The organism is Mycobacterium sp. NGS66 (genome assembly GCF_059812225.1).
Genome location: NZ_JCALCG010000014.1, coordinates 83,827 through 97,411, shown reverse-complemented (window position 1 = coordinate 97,411; position 13,585 = coordinate 83,827). Strand labels below are relative to the sequence as shown.

The window sequence follows — 13,585 nt, the reverse complement described above, 5'->3', positions numbered from 1 at the left end:
CCGATGGTCGACGACGCTGACGCGGACGCTCTGCTAATTCGCTACGAAGAGCGAGACGGCATCGCCGTCGTTCTATTGGATCGGCCGCGCTACCGCAATGCCTTGTGCTACGAATCGTGGACAGAGCTATCGATCACACTCGGTGGCGTCGTTGCGTACGGCGCACGCGGTGTGGTTTTGGCCGGCGCGGGCGGATTCTTCAGCTCCGGAGGGGATTTGAAGACCGGACCCGCCCGTGGCAGTGGGCCGCTAGGGCCCGCGGGCCGCGTCGAGCACGCGCAACGGGTGATGGAACAACTCAAAGCTGTGCCGGTGCCGACCATCGCGGCGGTCGAAGGCGCGGCGATTGGCCTCGGCTGGAGTCTGGCACTGTCGTGCGACCTAGTTGTCTGCGCGTCCGACGCCTACTTCGCCGCGCCGTTCGTGGCACGCGCGGTAGTACCCGACGGCGGCCTGGCGTGGCGCCTCACTCAACAGCTGGGCCGGCACCGCGCGGCGTCCCTCTTGCTCCGCGGCATACGGCTATCGGCCGCCGAGGCCGAACGGCTGGGACTCGTGACTGACGTCGTAGAGCCAGGTTCGGCGATCGCGCGTGCCCGGGCTATTGCCGATGAGCTCACGCAAGCCGATGCAGGCGCTGTGGAAATGACCAAACGGCTGATCAATTCGGCCGAGTGCGGGCAGCTTGCCGCATTCAATCCGCTTGAGCTGGCAATGGCGACCGTGGCGCAGCAACGTTCGGCGGCCGCCGAAGGACGAGCTCCCTACTCCTGATTTCAGCGTGGCATGCCCAAGCCGATGGTCGAGATCAGATCCCGCTGAATCTCGCTGGTACCTCCGCCGATCGCATGCAGCAGCGACAACAGCAGCCCCTCGGAGAAGTGCCCATGGAGGATTGAATCCGGATCATCCGGCATGAGTTCTCCTGCGGGACCGAGGATTTGGGCGCCTAGCGTCCGTAATTCGGCGGTCAGCTCGGAGTGATACAGCTTCGACAACGACGGCAACGCGGGATCCAAAGCACCCGCGGCCTGCAGATGCGCTACGCGGTAGGACAGGGCGCGGCCCGCCTCGACGCGTTCGACGGCGCGCGCCAGCGCGACGCGGGTAGTCGGTTCAGCCAGTGGATCGTGCGCCGAGCCCTGCTGCGCGTGGCACCAGTCGATGAGCTCGTCGAGATAGCGCTGAGCCTGCGCGGCCCTGGTGATATTTGAGCGTTCGACCTCCAGCAGCGCCTTCCCGACCGTCCACCCCTCGCCTTCGGCCCCAACGAGATTGGCCGCCGGTACCCGTACGCTGTCGAAGAACTCTTCGGCGAAGGTCGGATATCCGGTCATCGAGCGGATGGGTCGGCGAGTGATGCCCGGCGTCTCGAGGTCTACGAGGAAGAACGAGATTCCGGCCTGGCGCTTCTCTGTCACCGGCGAGGTGCGGGCCAAGACGAAGATCCAATCGGCGAGCACGCCGTTGCTCGTCCATGTCTTCTGTCCGTCCAGAACGTAATGGTCGCCGTCTCGACGAGCGGTCATGCGCAGTGCCGCCAGATCCGAGCCGGCCTCCGGTTCCGAATACCCCTGTGCCCACATACGTTCCGAGCGGGCGATGGCCGGCAGGTGCTCCGCCTTCTGCTCGCGCGTGCCGTATTTGAACAACACCGGCGCCAGCATGTTGACCCCGTTGGTGTTGACCAACGGTGCCCCGGCGTAGGCGAGCTCCTCCCTGATGACCACCTGTTCGACGACGCTCCGGCCGCCCCCGCCGTACTGGGCCGGCCAATGTGGCACGAACCATCCTTGGGCGTGCAGCGCCTGGCAGAACGCCACCGCACGGTCATGCGCATCGCGTGGGAGGTAGTCGGGATTGGCTGCGGTGCGGCGGAATTCATCAGGCAGGTTGCCGGCAATCCATGCACGGACCGAAGCCCGCAGGGACTCGGTCTCGTCGTCGCCGCCGAACCGGATGATCGGTTTAAGGGGCATGCTCAGATGCGTTCACTAGGCTTTGAGCCCTTCTTCATCAGCTCCATCATGAACTCCTGGAACTCTTTGCTGCCGGTCACCATCGCCTGAAGGTCGTTGCTGGCTTGCTGATGGGTCCGGAACCCCATGGTCTCCCAGGCCCGGATGACGCCGGACTTGACCGCCTGCAGCGTGATCAAGGGGGCCTTGGCGATCTGCGCGGCCAGTTCCTCGACGGTCGCCTCGAGTTGGTCGGCGGGTACCACCCGGTTGACCAGACCGAACTCCAAGGCTTCGGCGGCGGTCAACCGCTGGGCTGTGTAGAGGTATTCGGCGGCGCGCTTATAGTTCATGAAAACCCATGGCTCGAACATGGTTTCGGCGCCGGGTAGCCCGAAGCCAGGGACCAGAGGCATCTGGAACCACGCGTCTTCGGAACACACGGTGATTTCGGGAATCAGCGCCCAGGTCGTGCCCCCGCCGATCGCATAACCGTGCACTTGAGCGATCACCGGTTTGGGGAACTCCCACAGCTTGAGGACCGGCCAGAGAAATAGTTGGGCAGCAGACCGCCAGACTTTCCCCGATGCTTCCAGCTCGGCCTTGAATTCGGGATAGGCACCGGTGGGGACATGGCCAGAGCAAAAGCCCTTGCCGTTGGCTTTGATGATGACAACCTTGATGTTGTAGTCATATTGCGCGTCGTCGAGGGCTTGGTTGACGCTGTGGACCATTTCAGAGGTCTGGGCGTTGGCGGCGTCCGGATTGTTCAGGATGATCCGCGCGATATGGCCGTCCTTTTCGTAGACGACATGCTCGAGATCTCGGGTTTCCACGTTTGTTCGTCCTCCTCAACACCGGGTGGTCAATCACCGCAATGGTGCAACTATACAGATAATGTATTACTGTTCTTCTCCGAGAGGACGATGCCGATGACGACAACCGACTTGCGTTGGGATCCCTTCGACCGTGCCCTGCACAAGGACCCCTACGCCGTGTGGAAACGGCTGCGCGACGAAGCGCCGACCTACTACAACAAACAGTACGATTTCTACGCGCTCAGCCGGTTCACCGACGTGCTTGAGGCGTCGCTGGACACCGAGACGTTCTCGTCGGAGCACGGAGTCACCCTGGATGCGATCAGCGAGCAACCGTGGCCCTCGCCCAGGGCGATGATCATGATGGACCCGCCCGACCACACAGCGCTGCGAAAGATGGTCAACCGCACCTTTTTCCGAACCGAGGTTGCCCGACTCGAGGATCGGGTCCGCATGCTGTGCAGCCAATATCTGGATGCCTTCGTCGGCACCGATGGCTTCGACTATGTGCGCGACTTCTCGATGAAGTTACCGGTGATGGTGATCAGCTCGCTGCTGGGTTTTCCCGAGGAAGATCACGACAACCTGCGCGAGTGGTCTGATGCCCAGCTGCACCGCGATGAGGGCAGTACCCAGCTCAGCGAGGACGGCCAGGAGGCCAACGTCAAGCTGCTGGGCTACTACGCCGACCAGATCCAGCGCCGCAGGACCACACCGACCGACGACATCGTCGGTAACCTGATGAGCTCCGACCTTGTCCAGGCGGGTCGCCAGACCCGTCGCCTCGACGATCGTGAAGTGTTGATGTTCATCGCCATGATCAACGTCGCCGGGAATGAGACTGTGGCGCGACTACTGGGCTGGGCTGCGCTGACACTCGCGCGTTACCCCGAGCAGCGGGCCAAACTGGCCGCCAAGCCAGAACTGATCGGCAACGCGGTCGAGGAATTGCTGCGTTACGACGCCCCGTCGCCCGTCCAGGGCCGCTACACGAACCGCGCTGTCACCTACAACGGCACCCTCATTCCAGCGGGCTCGCGGGTCGCTCTACTGACCGGGTCGGCGGGCCGTGACGAGCGCCAGTACAAGAACCCGGACGTCTTTGACGTCGAGCGCACGGGAATCCGTCACATCAGCTTCGGTCATGGTTCACACTTCTGTCTGGGCGCGGCGCTGGCCCGCCTTGAGGCACGGGTTGCGTTGGAAGAGACGCTGAAGCGGTTCCCTAACTGGGATGTCGACGAAGAGGCGGTGACCTACGTGCACACCAATTCGGTGCGCGGTCCGGCCAGCGTGCCGATCCGGCTGTGATCCCCGATCTGACGGTTCGCACCGAGGACGCCGTCCGTTGGTTGGTATTGGACAGGCCGGACGCAGGCAATTCGGTGACGCGGGCCATGCAGCGCAGCCTGATTGAGAATCTGCAGGCCGCGTCCAACGATCCGGACATCAGAGCGGTGGTGCTCACCGGCCGAGGCGACCGGCACTTCTGCACCGGGCCGAATCTTGATGATCCAGGCATGCAACCCAAAAAGGACAGGGTCGCCGGCGATGCCGCCCGGATCTTACGTACCGGATCTCAGGCGGTAGTCTCGGCTTTGCTCGACTGCGAAAAGCCAGTGCTGTGCGCGCTCAACGGCATCGCCGCTGGAGTGGGCGCCAGCATGGTGTTCGCCTGCGACCTCGTCGTCGCCGCCGAAAGTGCCCGGCTCATGGCGCTTTTCACCCGCCGCGGCCTCGCACCCGACGGCGGCGCCGCCTATCTCCTGGCCCGCAAGGTGCCCTTCAATATCGCCAAGCAGCTGCTGTTTTTCGGCGAGGAGCTGTCTGCGCCCGAGGCCCACCGGATGGGCCTGGTCAACAAGGTGGTCGCCGACGGCGACCTCGAGGGCGAGGCGGCCGCATGGGCCCGGCGGCTTGCCAATGGACCCACACGCGCGCTAGCAGCGACCAAGGCAATGCTCAACCAAGCGTTTGACGTCGACCGCGAGGCGGCGTTTCGTACCGAGGCGCTGCTCGTGGAGCAGGTCGCCGGCACGGACGACGTCGCCGAAGGGATGACCGCTTTCGTCGAGCGACGCGATCCCGATTTCCGCGGCCGCTGACGTCCGCTTGCGAGTAAGACTGCTAAAGGCCCAGTTTCAAGCCCGCACCGGCGTCGACGAATATCTGTTGACCGGTAACGTACCGTGACTCGTCGGAGGCAAGGTAGACCACCAGGTGAGAGATGTCCTCGGGCTCGACCCATGGGACGGGCATCGCCTGCAGGATCGGGAACACCAGCTCGGCGTCCTCGCGAGTCGGTTCGGGGAGGTCCGGACGAAACGTCCGGTACATCGGAAGGTTATGCAGCATACCGGTATTGACGTTGGTCGGGTGCACGATGTTGATGCGGATCTGCTCTGGCGCCAGCGTCAAAGCCAACCCCTTGGTGTACTCCCCCAGCATCTTCTTGGCGAGACCGTAACCGGCACCCCCGGGACCCTGCGGTCCGCCCCCGGTGGCCAGGTCCTTCTGCGGAACCAACCCCGCGATGGAGCCGGTGACAATGACAGATGCACCGGCCCGCAGATGCTCGAAACTAGCGTGGACCGCGTTGACGACGCCGACAAAGTCGACATCGAACGCATCCATAAACCCGCGGGACGGAATATTGCTGCCCATCGGTAGGATTCCGGCATTCGCCACCACGACGTGGAGACCGCCCAACTCGGCGACCGCGTCGTCGATCGCCTTCTTCATCGACATGCGGTCGCGTACGTCGACGACCGCCGAGACCGCCCGGCGGCCAGACTTTTCCACCAGCTTGACGGTCTCCTCCAGGTCCTCCCGGGTAGCAAGCGGGTATTCGTTGGTCTCGATGTCGGCACAAATGTCCAGTGCGATGATGTCGGCGCCCTCGTCGGCCAGGTGAATCGCGTGGCTGCGGCCCTGTCCGCGCGCCGCTCCGGTTACCACGGCGACTTTGCCGCTCAGACGCTGCATCTGCTCCTCCATCATCATCTGATGAGCCGGATGGCTCGAACTCACGTCCCGCATGCGGCACAGTGCCGAACGCGCGGGCGCGACCCCGCGACATCATTGGATAATAGAACACTCAGTGTTAATCTGTCACGCGGTGGGCAAGGCAACTCGTCTGATCGGTATGAGGGAAAACTAGTGACGCTGCACCGAAACGCGGCATCGCTGGATGGCCGGGTGGCGGTCGTCACGGGCGCCGGGTCCGGAATCGGACGCGCGGTCGCCGCAGCATTCACGGAATTCGGCGCAAGAGTCTCGATCTGGGAAAGGGACGCGCACGCGGCATCGTCCGCGGCCGAGGAAATCGGCGGCCTCGCCTGCATCACTGACGTTCGCGACGAGGATCAGGTTGATGCGGCGCTCGCCGCCACCGTCGAGAAGCTGGGGACTCCAACCGTATTGGTCAACAACGCCGGCGGCGTCTTCTGGTCCGGTCTACTCGAAACGTCCATCAACGGGTGGGACGCGCTAATCCGCATTAACCTGACCCAGGTCTTGCTGTGCACGCAACGGGTCGCGCGCGCCATGGTCGAGGCGGGCGAAGGCGGCAGCATCATCAACGTCACCACGATCGAGGCGGTGCGGGCTGCACCCGGGTTTGCTGCCTATGCCGCAGCCAAGGCAGGGGTGGTGAACTTCACGAAAACCGCTGCACTCGAACTCGCCCCACACGGTATCCGAGTCAACGGAGTGGCGCCCGACTTCACCCTGACCGAGAGCCTGGCGAAGATGGCCCCCGCGGGTGTCGAGAATGCCAAGCTTATGGTGCCGATGGGCAGGGCCGGCCACGTTGACGAAATGGCGGGAGCGGCAGTCTTTCTGGCCAGCGGTCTCAGCGCGTATGTGACCGGACAGACGCTGCATGTCGATGGCGGAACATCGGCGGCGGGCGGCTGGTACCACCATCCGCAATCCGGGCACTACATACTCGGTCAGCCGACGCCGGTGCCCTAACACCCACGAGGACTGCGGAAGAGCATTCGATGGATCACGCTGGCCCAGTACGGGACATGTTGGCACGCGAAGAGATTCGCCAGCTGCCCTACCGTTACGCAGCCGCGATCGAAACTCGGGATGTCGAGGCAATGGCCGACCTGTTCGTCCCGCACGCGCGGTTCGGCGACCACGGGGAGGGCCGCGAGGGGCTGCGCCGGCTGATGTCCCACAGCGTTAACGCCAGCCTGTTCGCGGTCATCCTCGTCGCCAACCACCTCATCGAGCTCGACGCCGAGGACCGCGGGCACGGGCAGGTCTGGGCACAGTGCTTCGCACAGACCCACGCCGACGGCTTCATCGAACAGCTCATCAAGTACGAAGACAGTTACGAATACTATGACGAACATTGGCTTTTCGTGCATCGACGGCACCGGTTGTGCTACGGGGTCAGCCGTCAGACGTCACCCCTGACGCAACAGGCCGCGGAGTGGCCGCGAAACCAAACCGGTGTCGGGGACCTGCCGCTTGCCGATCCGGTGTTCGCCGCTTGGTGGCAGAGCATGGCAAACGCGGCCGCTCAGACCGACAAGGAACAGCGGCGGTGACCGGGGGCCGTTGTCTGATCGGTGGGCTTGCCTTCCCCGAAAGCCCCCTCGCCTTCGACGACGGTTCGGTTGTGGTGTCAGAGATGGCTGGGGGGAGGATCACCCGTGTTCGCCCGGACGGGTTCACCGAGACTGTCGCCGAGACCGGCGGTGGGCCCAACGGATTGGCTCGACTCGCGGACGGTCGACTGGTGGTCTGCCAGAACGGCGGTTCTACGTTCGGGCTCGGGCCGTGGCCTTACGACTTCGACGGCTGTGCAACGCTTTTCCGGCCGGTAGGTCCGCCCGACGAGCCCGTCGTTCCGGCATTGCAGCTTGTCGATCCGAGCGGTTTTGTCAGCACGCTCGCAACCGAGTTCAGCACGCGTTCGGGGAGCGTGCTGCCGTTGACGCGGCCCAGCGACATCTGCGTTGACAGCCATGGTGGCTTCTATGTCACCGATGGCGGAACGGTGCAGGGCCGCACCCGCAGCATGACCGGACTCCTCTATGGCACGCTCGATGGCGACCTGCGCGAAATCGTCTATCCGCTCGAGATGCCGAATGGGGTGGCGCTGTCACCCGACGGTTCGCTGTTGTACGTGGCGGAAACGCGCACGCGCCGCATCTGGGAATTCGAACTTGATGGACCTGGCGTCGTGCGTCGTTCGCGCGGGCTGGCCACGGTGCCCAGTGGCGGGCCGCTCAACGTCGGTGGGGCTGACGGGCTGTGCGTGGACGCGACGGGCCGAATCCTGGTCGCAACCCTGGGCACGGGTGGCGTCACCGTCTTCGCGCCCACGGGTGAGCAGTTGGGCACGATCGCCGCCGACGACCCACTGACGACCAACGTGGCTTTGAGTGCTGATGGACAGACAATGTTCATGACGCTTGCCTCATCCGGCCGTCTGATCGTGGTCGAAAACTGGCTGGACGCAGCGGGACTCGCGGGCACCGGCAAGCTATGAAGATGCCTTGGCACCTTCGCCGAAAGCATCCCGTCGCGTGGGCAAGCAGGACGCTTTTGGCATTGGGTGCGGTGGTACCGACCGCCCTTGGATCTACCGTGATCGCCATCATCGCGTTCTGGGCGCTGCCGACCGGCGCTGCGCTGAGCCAACGTCCCGTGCTGCAAATCAATATCGTTGCGGTCGCGATCTTTTTATCGCTCGTTATTCCTGTCGCCGTCGTTTCGGGATATTTCTGGTTGACCATGCCGGCCGACGCCGACGAGCGCGCCGGACAGCGCATCCTGCTGACCGCGCCGCTTCGACTGGCGATCATTCACGGGACTGTCTGGCTGACCGCCGCTTTGGTGCTCGTGCTCGTCAACCTCCGCAGGCCCTGGCTGGCAGCGACATTGGGCGTGAACATCCTATTGGGCGGAACGGTGACGACAGCGATGTCCTACTGGTTCTGCAGGCGCGCGTTACGATCGCACGTCGCGAAATTGCTGACGGATGAACCCCCAACCCAACCGCGCCCGCCAGGATTGCGGCTACGCGCGGTCAGCGCGTGGGTGGTGGGAACCGGGGTGCCCCTGGCGATGCTGATGCTGGTCGGGTCCAGCGCGCTGGTGGTCAACTACCAAAGCCACCGACTGGCGTTGGTGGTCTTGATCGTCGGGGCGTGCGCGATCGTCAGCGGACTCGCGGTCGCTACATTCACCGCCGCTACCACCGCGGATCCCATCGACGAGGTAAGGCGCGGCATGCAACACATCCAATGTGGCGACTTCGACGTGTCGGTCCCCGTCTTCGACGCCTCCGAACTCGGGCTGCTGCAGGCCGGGTTCAACACCATGGCCAGCGGACTTCGCGAACGCGAACGTCTCCGTGATCTGTTCGGCCGGCATGTCGGCCGGGACGTAGCGCGCCGCGCAGAGCAGGTCGCCCGCGACGACGACGAGACCACAATGGGCGGCGAGAAATGCGAAGTGGCCGTCTTGTTCGTCGACCTGGTTGGTTCGACACGACTGGCCAACACGCTAGAACCCGACGACCTGGTGATCATGCTCAACGAATTCTTTGCCGTGGTTGTCAGCGTCGTCGAACACCACAACGGATTGATCAACAAATTCGAGGGCGATGCCGCCCTCGCGGTTTTCGGCGCCCCGAACGCGAATGCCGAGTGCGCTACAGACGCACTCGCGGCAGCGCGTGAACTCGATATCCGGCTCAACCCGCCGGACGGGGACATCAAGGTCGGTATCGGGGTGTCTGCGGGCACGGCGGTGGCCGGCAACATCGGTGACCCCAACCGGTACGAATACACGGTGATCGGCGACCCGGTCAACGAGGCGGCACGACTCACCGAGGTCGCCAAGCTCTCCGTTGGTGTCGCGGCATCAGGTGCAGCACTGAGCCGAGCGAACGAGTCAGAGAGGGAGCGGTGGCGCGTCGTCGACTCCAAAGTCCTACGCGGCCGGGATGATTCAACCGACATCGCGGTCCCGCTCGATCGGCCGCTCAGACCTTCTGAGCCTTCTGCTCCTCCATTTTGTTCATGAAGGCCTCCATGCCGAGTCCGCCGTGACCCGCCATGACCTCGTCATAGTCATACTCGGCCGGGTTGCCGTTGTTCGGGCGCCACCCGGAGTCCGCCGTACAGGACTTGAAGCCCTCTTCGGGGAAGGCATACCAACGCCGAGTGTTGAGCTCGACGATCTTGGCGGCCTCGTCGTCGGGCACATCTGCCAGCATCTCCTCGGCGCGCGCGCGACTCTTGGGCCAGAACGAGTCGGAGTGCGGATAGTCACACTCCCAGGTGATGTTGTCGATTCCGATCTCGTGACGCATGGCCATCCCGACTTCGTCTTCGATGAAGCATCCGGAGATGTTGCGCCGGAACAACTCCGACGGCGCCACCGTCGGATGAATGTTCTGGTAGTACTTGTGTTTGCGCCAGACGTAGTCCGCGCGCTCGACCAGGTACGGCATCCAGCCGACGCCGCCTTCCGAGAACGCCACCTTAAGGTTTGGATGCTTATGGAATACCGGCGAGAAGATGAGTTCGGTGGCGGCAGCCATCGAGGTGGTGCCCATCAACGTGATCATCACCGCGAACGGCGCCTCCGGCGCGGTCTGAGGCGGGAATCCGCCGCTGCCGAAGTGCATCACCGCCGTCAGATTGGTCTCTTCCAACGTCGACCACACCGGCTCCCAGTAGGCGGTGTGATAACTGGGCAGCTTGAGGTTGGTCGGGTTGTCCGGGAGGCCAATCGCCCGGGCCCCCTTGGCTGCCACTCGCTCGATCTCGGCGACGATAAGCGCCGGGTCCCACAGCGGAGTAATCGCCATAGGGATGAAACGGGCGGGATCCGTGGAGCACCACTCATCGAGCGAGAAGTCGTTCCACGCTTTAACGCTCAGCAGCGCCAGTTCCTTGTCCTCGCCCTCGAGGAAGACCGTGCCGCAGAATCGCGGAAATGATGGGAAGCACAACATCGCATGGACGCCGTCGATGTCCATATCGGCCAAGCGAGCCTTCGGGTCATAGCACCCCGGAATCATGTCGGCGTAGCGGATCGGTTCGACCCCGAACTCTTCCGGTGGCCTGCCCGCGACAGCGTTCAGCCCGATGTTCGGATACGGTCGACCCTCGTAGACCCACTGCTGCATGGGTGGAGCACCCTCGCGCGGGAAATCGACAATGCGAGGACCGTCAGCGATGTACTTCTTCGGCAGCCTGTCGATCCAGACATGGGGTGGCTCGATGAGATGATCGTCGACTGACAGAAGCTTCATCGATGACTTTAGTGGCATCGTCCGGTCCTCATCTCTCCGATTAATGCGATACAGTACAGCTAAACACTATCTGCCTAATTGACTATACCGTCGGCTTCGAACTGAGCTCAAACGGGCGGCGCGGTGAGGAGAGACCATGGACCCGCATGAGCGCATACCCCGCGACGACTGGGCCGACCAAGACTTGCTCACCAAGGGCGAAGCGGCCGAACGCCTCTCGGCGGAGATAGCCGAAGTCAGCGCGAAACTCAGTGAGGCCCATGCGGGTGACGAGATCCTCGAACGGCGACTCAAGGGACTCAAAGAGGCGTACCAGCACCTGACCGAGCCGCGCGCTTAGGCGCGTGGCAGTCCGAGCACCCGCTGCGCGACGATGTTGCGTTGGATTTGCGCCGTGCCCCCGTAGATGCCGGCAGCGCGCGACCACAGGTAGATGTCCCATTCCAGGCCCTCGGTGAGAAGGGGCCCGCTGGCGCACAGATCCATCATGGTGTGGCCCAAGTATTGGTCAGCCCGGGCCATCAGCAGCTTGTCGACTGACCCCTCCGGCCCCGGAAGTTTTCCGTGCTGGCGTTCTGTGAGTGAGCGCTGAACCTTGATCTGCAGAGCCCGCAACTCCACGTAGGCCCGCCCAAGCCTGGCCCGCGCGGCAGGTGAGTCGACGAGCCAGCCCGTGCGGATGTCGTCCTCCAACCGCCGCAATTGCGTCGAAAGCCGGCTGACCCAGTTGATGTCGCCGGGACCGCGTTCGTAGGCGAGCAGCTGGTTGGCAATGGACCAGCCTTGGCCCCGCTCGCCCAGCAGATTGGCCGCGGGCACGTCGACGTCATCGAAGGTGACCTCGGTGAATTCGCGGTTTCGCGCGGCGTTGACAATCGGGCGCACTTGGATGCCCGGCGTCGACATCGGGACCAACAGCACCGAGATGCCTGCGTGCTTCGGTGCGTCGGGCTCAGTGCGGCACAGTAGGAAACACCAGTCGGCGACGGCCCCGAAGCTGGTCCAGATCTTGCGGCCGGTGACACGGAAGCGTTGATTGCCACCGATATCGATCAACTCGGCGCGGGTCTTTAGGCCCGCGAGGTCGGATCCCGCCTCGGGTTCGGAAAATCCCTGGCACCACCGAACCCGGCCGGACAACAGCCCGGGCAGCAGGGTGTCCCGCTGCTTGTCGGTACCGAACAAACGCAACGCATTGCTGAGGTGGCCGACCCCCTCGATAGGCGGGGCGCCGGCGCGGCCGAGTTCGTCGTTGAGTATCGCCTCGTAGATCGGCGCCTTGCCGTGCCCTCCATACTCGACGGGGAAAGACAGCCCGATATATCCAGCCTGGTAAAGCGTTTGATGCCAAGCATTTTGCGCATCAGCGCGGGCGGCGGGGTCATCTGGGATAGAGGCGTCCGCCGCGTGCTCGGATAGCCATTGCCTTAGCTCGGCGCGAAACTGCGCTTCGGGCGCGCTGTCATTGAAGTCCATCGCTATGCCAACTCCCGGTTGGCCAACCGCATCGCGGCGATCGCATCGTATTGAACTGCCTCGTCACCGAACAGACGCCGGTCCAGCAGCGTCCGACGCAGCCGCAGATGCGACACGTGCTCCCAGGTGATTGCGATTCCGCCGAATACCTGAACAGTGGTCTCGACGACCTCGCGGCCCGCCGCGGCGGCGTATGCCTTCGCCGTCATCGCTGCCAACCGTGCCTCGTCGACCGGCAGTTGGTCGATCGCCCACGCGGCGTGCCACAGGCAGCTGCGGGCGCCTTCGACTAGTACCAGGGCGTCTGCGAGCAGATGCCCTACCGCCTGGAATGAGCCGATCTTCACCCCGAACTGCGCGCGTTCGCCGGCGTAGCGCACCGCATCGTCGAGCGCACCTTGCATGACGCCGACAAGGTCTGCGGCGACCGCGGTCATCGCCAGCGCCTCGACACGCTGCCACCGCTCTCCATCGATCGGCTCCCCGGTTTGGACCCCCGAAGCGGCCAAATCGCAAGGCGTGCAGCGGAACACGCGGGTGAGGTCGAGCGCAGCCGCATTATCACCATCCAGCGGCGCGCAGACCAGCCTGCGTTTTCCGTCCATCCGGACCACGAGCAGCGCGTGGGCGGCGCCTGCCGCGTCGAATGCCACCGCCGGCTGATTCGCCACGGCGAGCCCTGTCAAGTCCATGTTCAGCACCGGCGCCACGCGCAGGCTTCCGTCCGCGACGAGCTGCAGTTCCTTCTCTGCGCGGGCAGCCTCCAGCAACTCGGTTGCCAGCACCGCTTGGCCCAGCACAGGCACGGCACTGAGAGTTCTGGCCAGCTGCTCGATGACGATGGCGGTTTCCACGCCGCTGGCCGCGAGGCCGCACAGGGCGGGCGAACGCAGGGTCGGCACACCAAGTTCCACAATCCGGTCCCACTGCGCGTCGAGCGCCTCATCCTTAGGAATCGCGCCCGGATCAGTGATGCCAATACTGTCCGCAAGTCGTGCGGCGGTGTGGTGCAGCAATTGCTGCTCATCGGTGAAGGCGATGTCCAT

Annotated in this window: 14 protein-coding genes; 8 read left to right on the top strand and 6 right to left on the bottom strand. The window is 64.1% G+C overall.

What is annotated here, in order from left to right; all coding sequences use genetic code 11:
• Window positions 1–3 precede the first annotated feature (3 nt).
• Window positions 4–774, top strand: coding sequence for an enoyl-CoA hydratase/isomerase family protein (locus tag AC5Y2L_RS22555; RefSeq protein WP_499932158.1), 771 nt, complete (start codon window positions 4–6; stop codon window positions 772–774).
• Between the two features lie 2 nt (window positions 775–776).
• Here AC5Y2L_RS22555 and AC5Y2L_RS22550 read toward each other — a convergent pair whose 3' ends face one another.
• Both AC5Y2L_RS22550 and AC5Y2L_RS22545 read right to left on the bottom strand, forming a co-directional pair.
• Window positions 777–1,979 (bottom strand): acyl-CoA dehydrogenase family protein, encoded by a 1,203-nt coding sequence (locus tag AC5Y2L_RS22550; protein WP_499932161.1) that lies wholly within the window; start codon window positions 1,977–1,979, stop codon window positions 777–779.
• Between the two features lie 2 nt (window positions 1,980–1,981).
• Window positions 1,982–2,794: an enoyl-CoA hydratase/isomerase family protein gene (locus AC5Y2L_RS22545; RefSeq protein WP_499932163.1), complete on the bottom strand. Its 813-nt coding sequence runs from the start codon at window positions 2,792–2,794 to the stop codon at window positions 1,982–1,984.
• Between the two features lie 96 nt (window positions 2,795–2,890).
• On the opposite strand from AC5Y2L_RS22545, the gene AC5Y2L_RS22540 reads away from it, so the two are divergent.
• Window positions 2,891–4,087, top strand: coding sequence for a cytochrome P450 (locus tag AC5Y2L_RS22540; protein ID WP_499932165.1), 1,197 nt, complete (start codon window positions 2,891–2,893; stop codon window positions 4,085–4,087).
• Window positions 4,084–4,881, top strand: a complete 798-nt coding sequence (locus AC5Y2L_RS22535; RefSeq protein ID WP_499932167.1) for an enoyl-CoA hydratase/isomerase family protein — start codon at window positions 4,084–4,086, stop codon at window positions 4,879–4,881. The genes AC5Y2L_RS22540 and AC5Y2L_RS22535 overlap by 4 nt, the downstream gene beginning before the upstream one ends.
• A 22-nt stretch (window positions 4,882–4,903) precedes the next feature.
• Here AC5Y2L_RS22535 and AC5Y2L_RS22530 read toward each other — a convergent pair whose 3' ends face one another.
• Window positions 4,904–5,761, bottom strand: a complete 858-nt coding sequence (locus tag AC5Y2L_RS22530) for a mycofactocin-coupled SDR family oxidoreductase (RefSeq protein ID WP_499932169.1) — start codon at window positions 5,759–5,761, stop codon at window positions 4,904–4,906.
• A 174-nt stretch (window positions 5,762–5,935) separates the two neighbouring features.
• Here AC5Y2L_RS22530 and AC5Y2L_RS22525 point away from each other — a divergent pair, with 174 nt between their 5' ends.
• From AC5Y2L_RS22525 to AC5Y2L_RS22510, 4 genes are read left to right on the top strand one after another with little or no spacing between them, the layout of a single operon-like run.
• On the top strand, window positions 5,936–6,751 hold the full coding sequence (locus AC5Y2L_RS22525) for an SDR family NAD(P)-dependent oxidoreductase (protein WP_499932171.1): 816 nt from the start codon (window positions 5,936–5,938) through the stop codon (window positions 6,749–6,751).
• A gap of 56 nt (window positions 6,752–6,807) precedes the next feature.
• Complete coding sequence (locus AC5Y2L_RS22520; RefSeq protein ID WP_499932173.1) at window positions 6,808–7,338, top strand: nuclear transport factor 2 family protein; 531 nt, start codon at window positions 6,808–6,810, stop codon at window positions 7,336–7,338.
• Window positions 7,335–8,285 (top strand): SMP-30/gluconolactonase/LRE family protein, encoded by a 951-nt coding sequence (locus AC5Y2L_RS22515; RefSeq protein ID WP_499932175.1) that lies wholly within the window; start codon window positions 7,335–7,337, stop codon window positions 8,283–8,285. The genes AC5Y2L_RS22520 and AC5Y2L_RS22515 overlap by 4 nt, the downstream gene beginning before the upstream one ends.
• A gap of 2 nt (window positions 8,286–8,287) precedes the next feature.
• Window positions 8,288–9,826, top strand: coding sequence for an adenylate/guanylate cyclase domain-containing protein (locus AC5Y2L_RS22510; protein ID WP_499932177.1), 1,539 nt, complete (start codon window positions 8,288–8,290; stop codon window positions 9,824–9,826).
• Here AC5Y2L_RS22510 and AC5Y2L_RS22505 read toward each other — a convergent pair.
• Entirely contained in the window at window positions 9,786–11,081 is a 1,296-nt protein-coding gene (locus tag AC5Y2L_RS22505; RefSeq protein ID WP_499932179.1) for an amidohydrolase family protein, read from the bottom strand. The genes AC5Y2L_RS22510 and AC5Y2L_RS22505 overlap by 41 nt on opposite strands.
• 118 nt (window positions 11,082–11,199) lie before the next feature.
• Here AC5Y2L_RS22505 and AC5Y2L_RS22500 point away from each other — a divergent pair, with 118 nt between their 5' ends.
• The gene (locus tag AC5Y2L_RS22500; protein WP_499932181.1) at window positions 11,200–11,403 is read left to right on the top strand and encodes a hypothetical protein; all 204 of its coding nucleotides are present in this window, start codon (window positions 11,200–11,202) and stop codon (window positions 11,401–11,403) included.
• Here the strand turns inward: AC5Y2L_RS22500 and AC5Y2L_RS22495 are convergent.
• Together AC5Y2L_RS22495 and AC5Y2L_RS22490 are read right to left on the bottom strand one after the other, a co-directional pair.
• Window positions 11,400–12,539 (bottom strand): acyl-CoA dehydrogenase family protein, encoded by a 1,140-nt coding sequence (locus AC5Y2L_RS22495; RefSeq protein ID WP_499932184.1) that lies wholly within the window; start codon window positions 12,537–12,539, stop codon window positions 11,400–11,402. The genes AC5Y2L_RS22500 and AC5Y2L_RS22495 overlap by 4 nt on opposite strands.
• 2 nt (window positions 12,540–12,541) lie before the next feature.
• The gene (locus AC5Y2L_RS22490) at window positions 12,542–13,585 is read right to left on the bottom strand and encodes an acyl-CoA dehydrogenase family protein (protein WP_499932187.1); all 1,044 of its coding nucleotides are present in this window, start codon (window positions 13,583–13,585) and stop codon (window positions 12,542–12,544) included.

Coding starts and splice junctions, on each gene's coding strand:
- AC5Y2L_RS22555 (WP_499932158.1), top strand. CDS start 4: ATGGTCGACGACGCTGACGCGGACGCTCTGCTAATTCGCTACGAAGAG.
- AC5Y2L_RS22495 (WP_499932184.1), bottom strand. CDS start 12,539: ATGGACTTCAATGACAGCGCGCCCGAAGCGCAGTTTCGCGCCGAGCTA.
- AC5Y2L_RS22490 (WP_499932187.1), bottom strand. CDS start 13,585: ATGGACATCGCCTTCACCGATGAGCAGCAATTGCTGCACCACACCGCC.
- AC5Y2L_RS22540 (WP_499932165.1), top strand. CDS start 2,891: ATGACGACAACCGACTTGCGTTGGGATCCCTTCGACCGTGCCCTGCAC.
- AC5Y2L_RS22505 (WP_499932179.1), bottom strand. CDS start 11,081: ATGCCACTAAAGTCATCGATGAAGCTTCTGTCAGTCGACGATCATCTC.
- AC5Y2L_RS22550 (WP_499932161.1), bottom strand. CDS start 1,979: ATGCCCCTTAAACCGATCATCCGGTTCGGCGGCGACGACGAGACCGAG.
- AC5Y2L_RS22500 (WP_499932181.1), top strand. CDS start 11,200: ATGGACCCGCATGAGCGCATACCCCGCGACGACTGGGCCGACCAAGAC.
- AC5Y2L_RS22530 (WP_499932169.1), bottom strand. CDS start 5,761: ATGCAGCGTCTGAGCGGCAAAGTCGCCGTGGTAACCGGAGCGGCGCGC.
- AC5Y2L_RS22510 (WP_499932177.1), top strand. CDS start 8,288: ATGCCTTGGCACCTTCGCCGAAAGCATCCCGTCGCGTGGGCAAGCAGG.
- AC5Y2L_RS22520 (WP_499932173.1), top strand. CDS start 6,808: ATGTTGGCACGCGAAGAGATTCGCCAGCTGCCCTACCGTTACGCAGCC.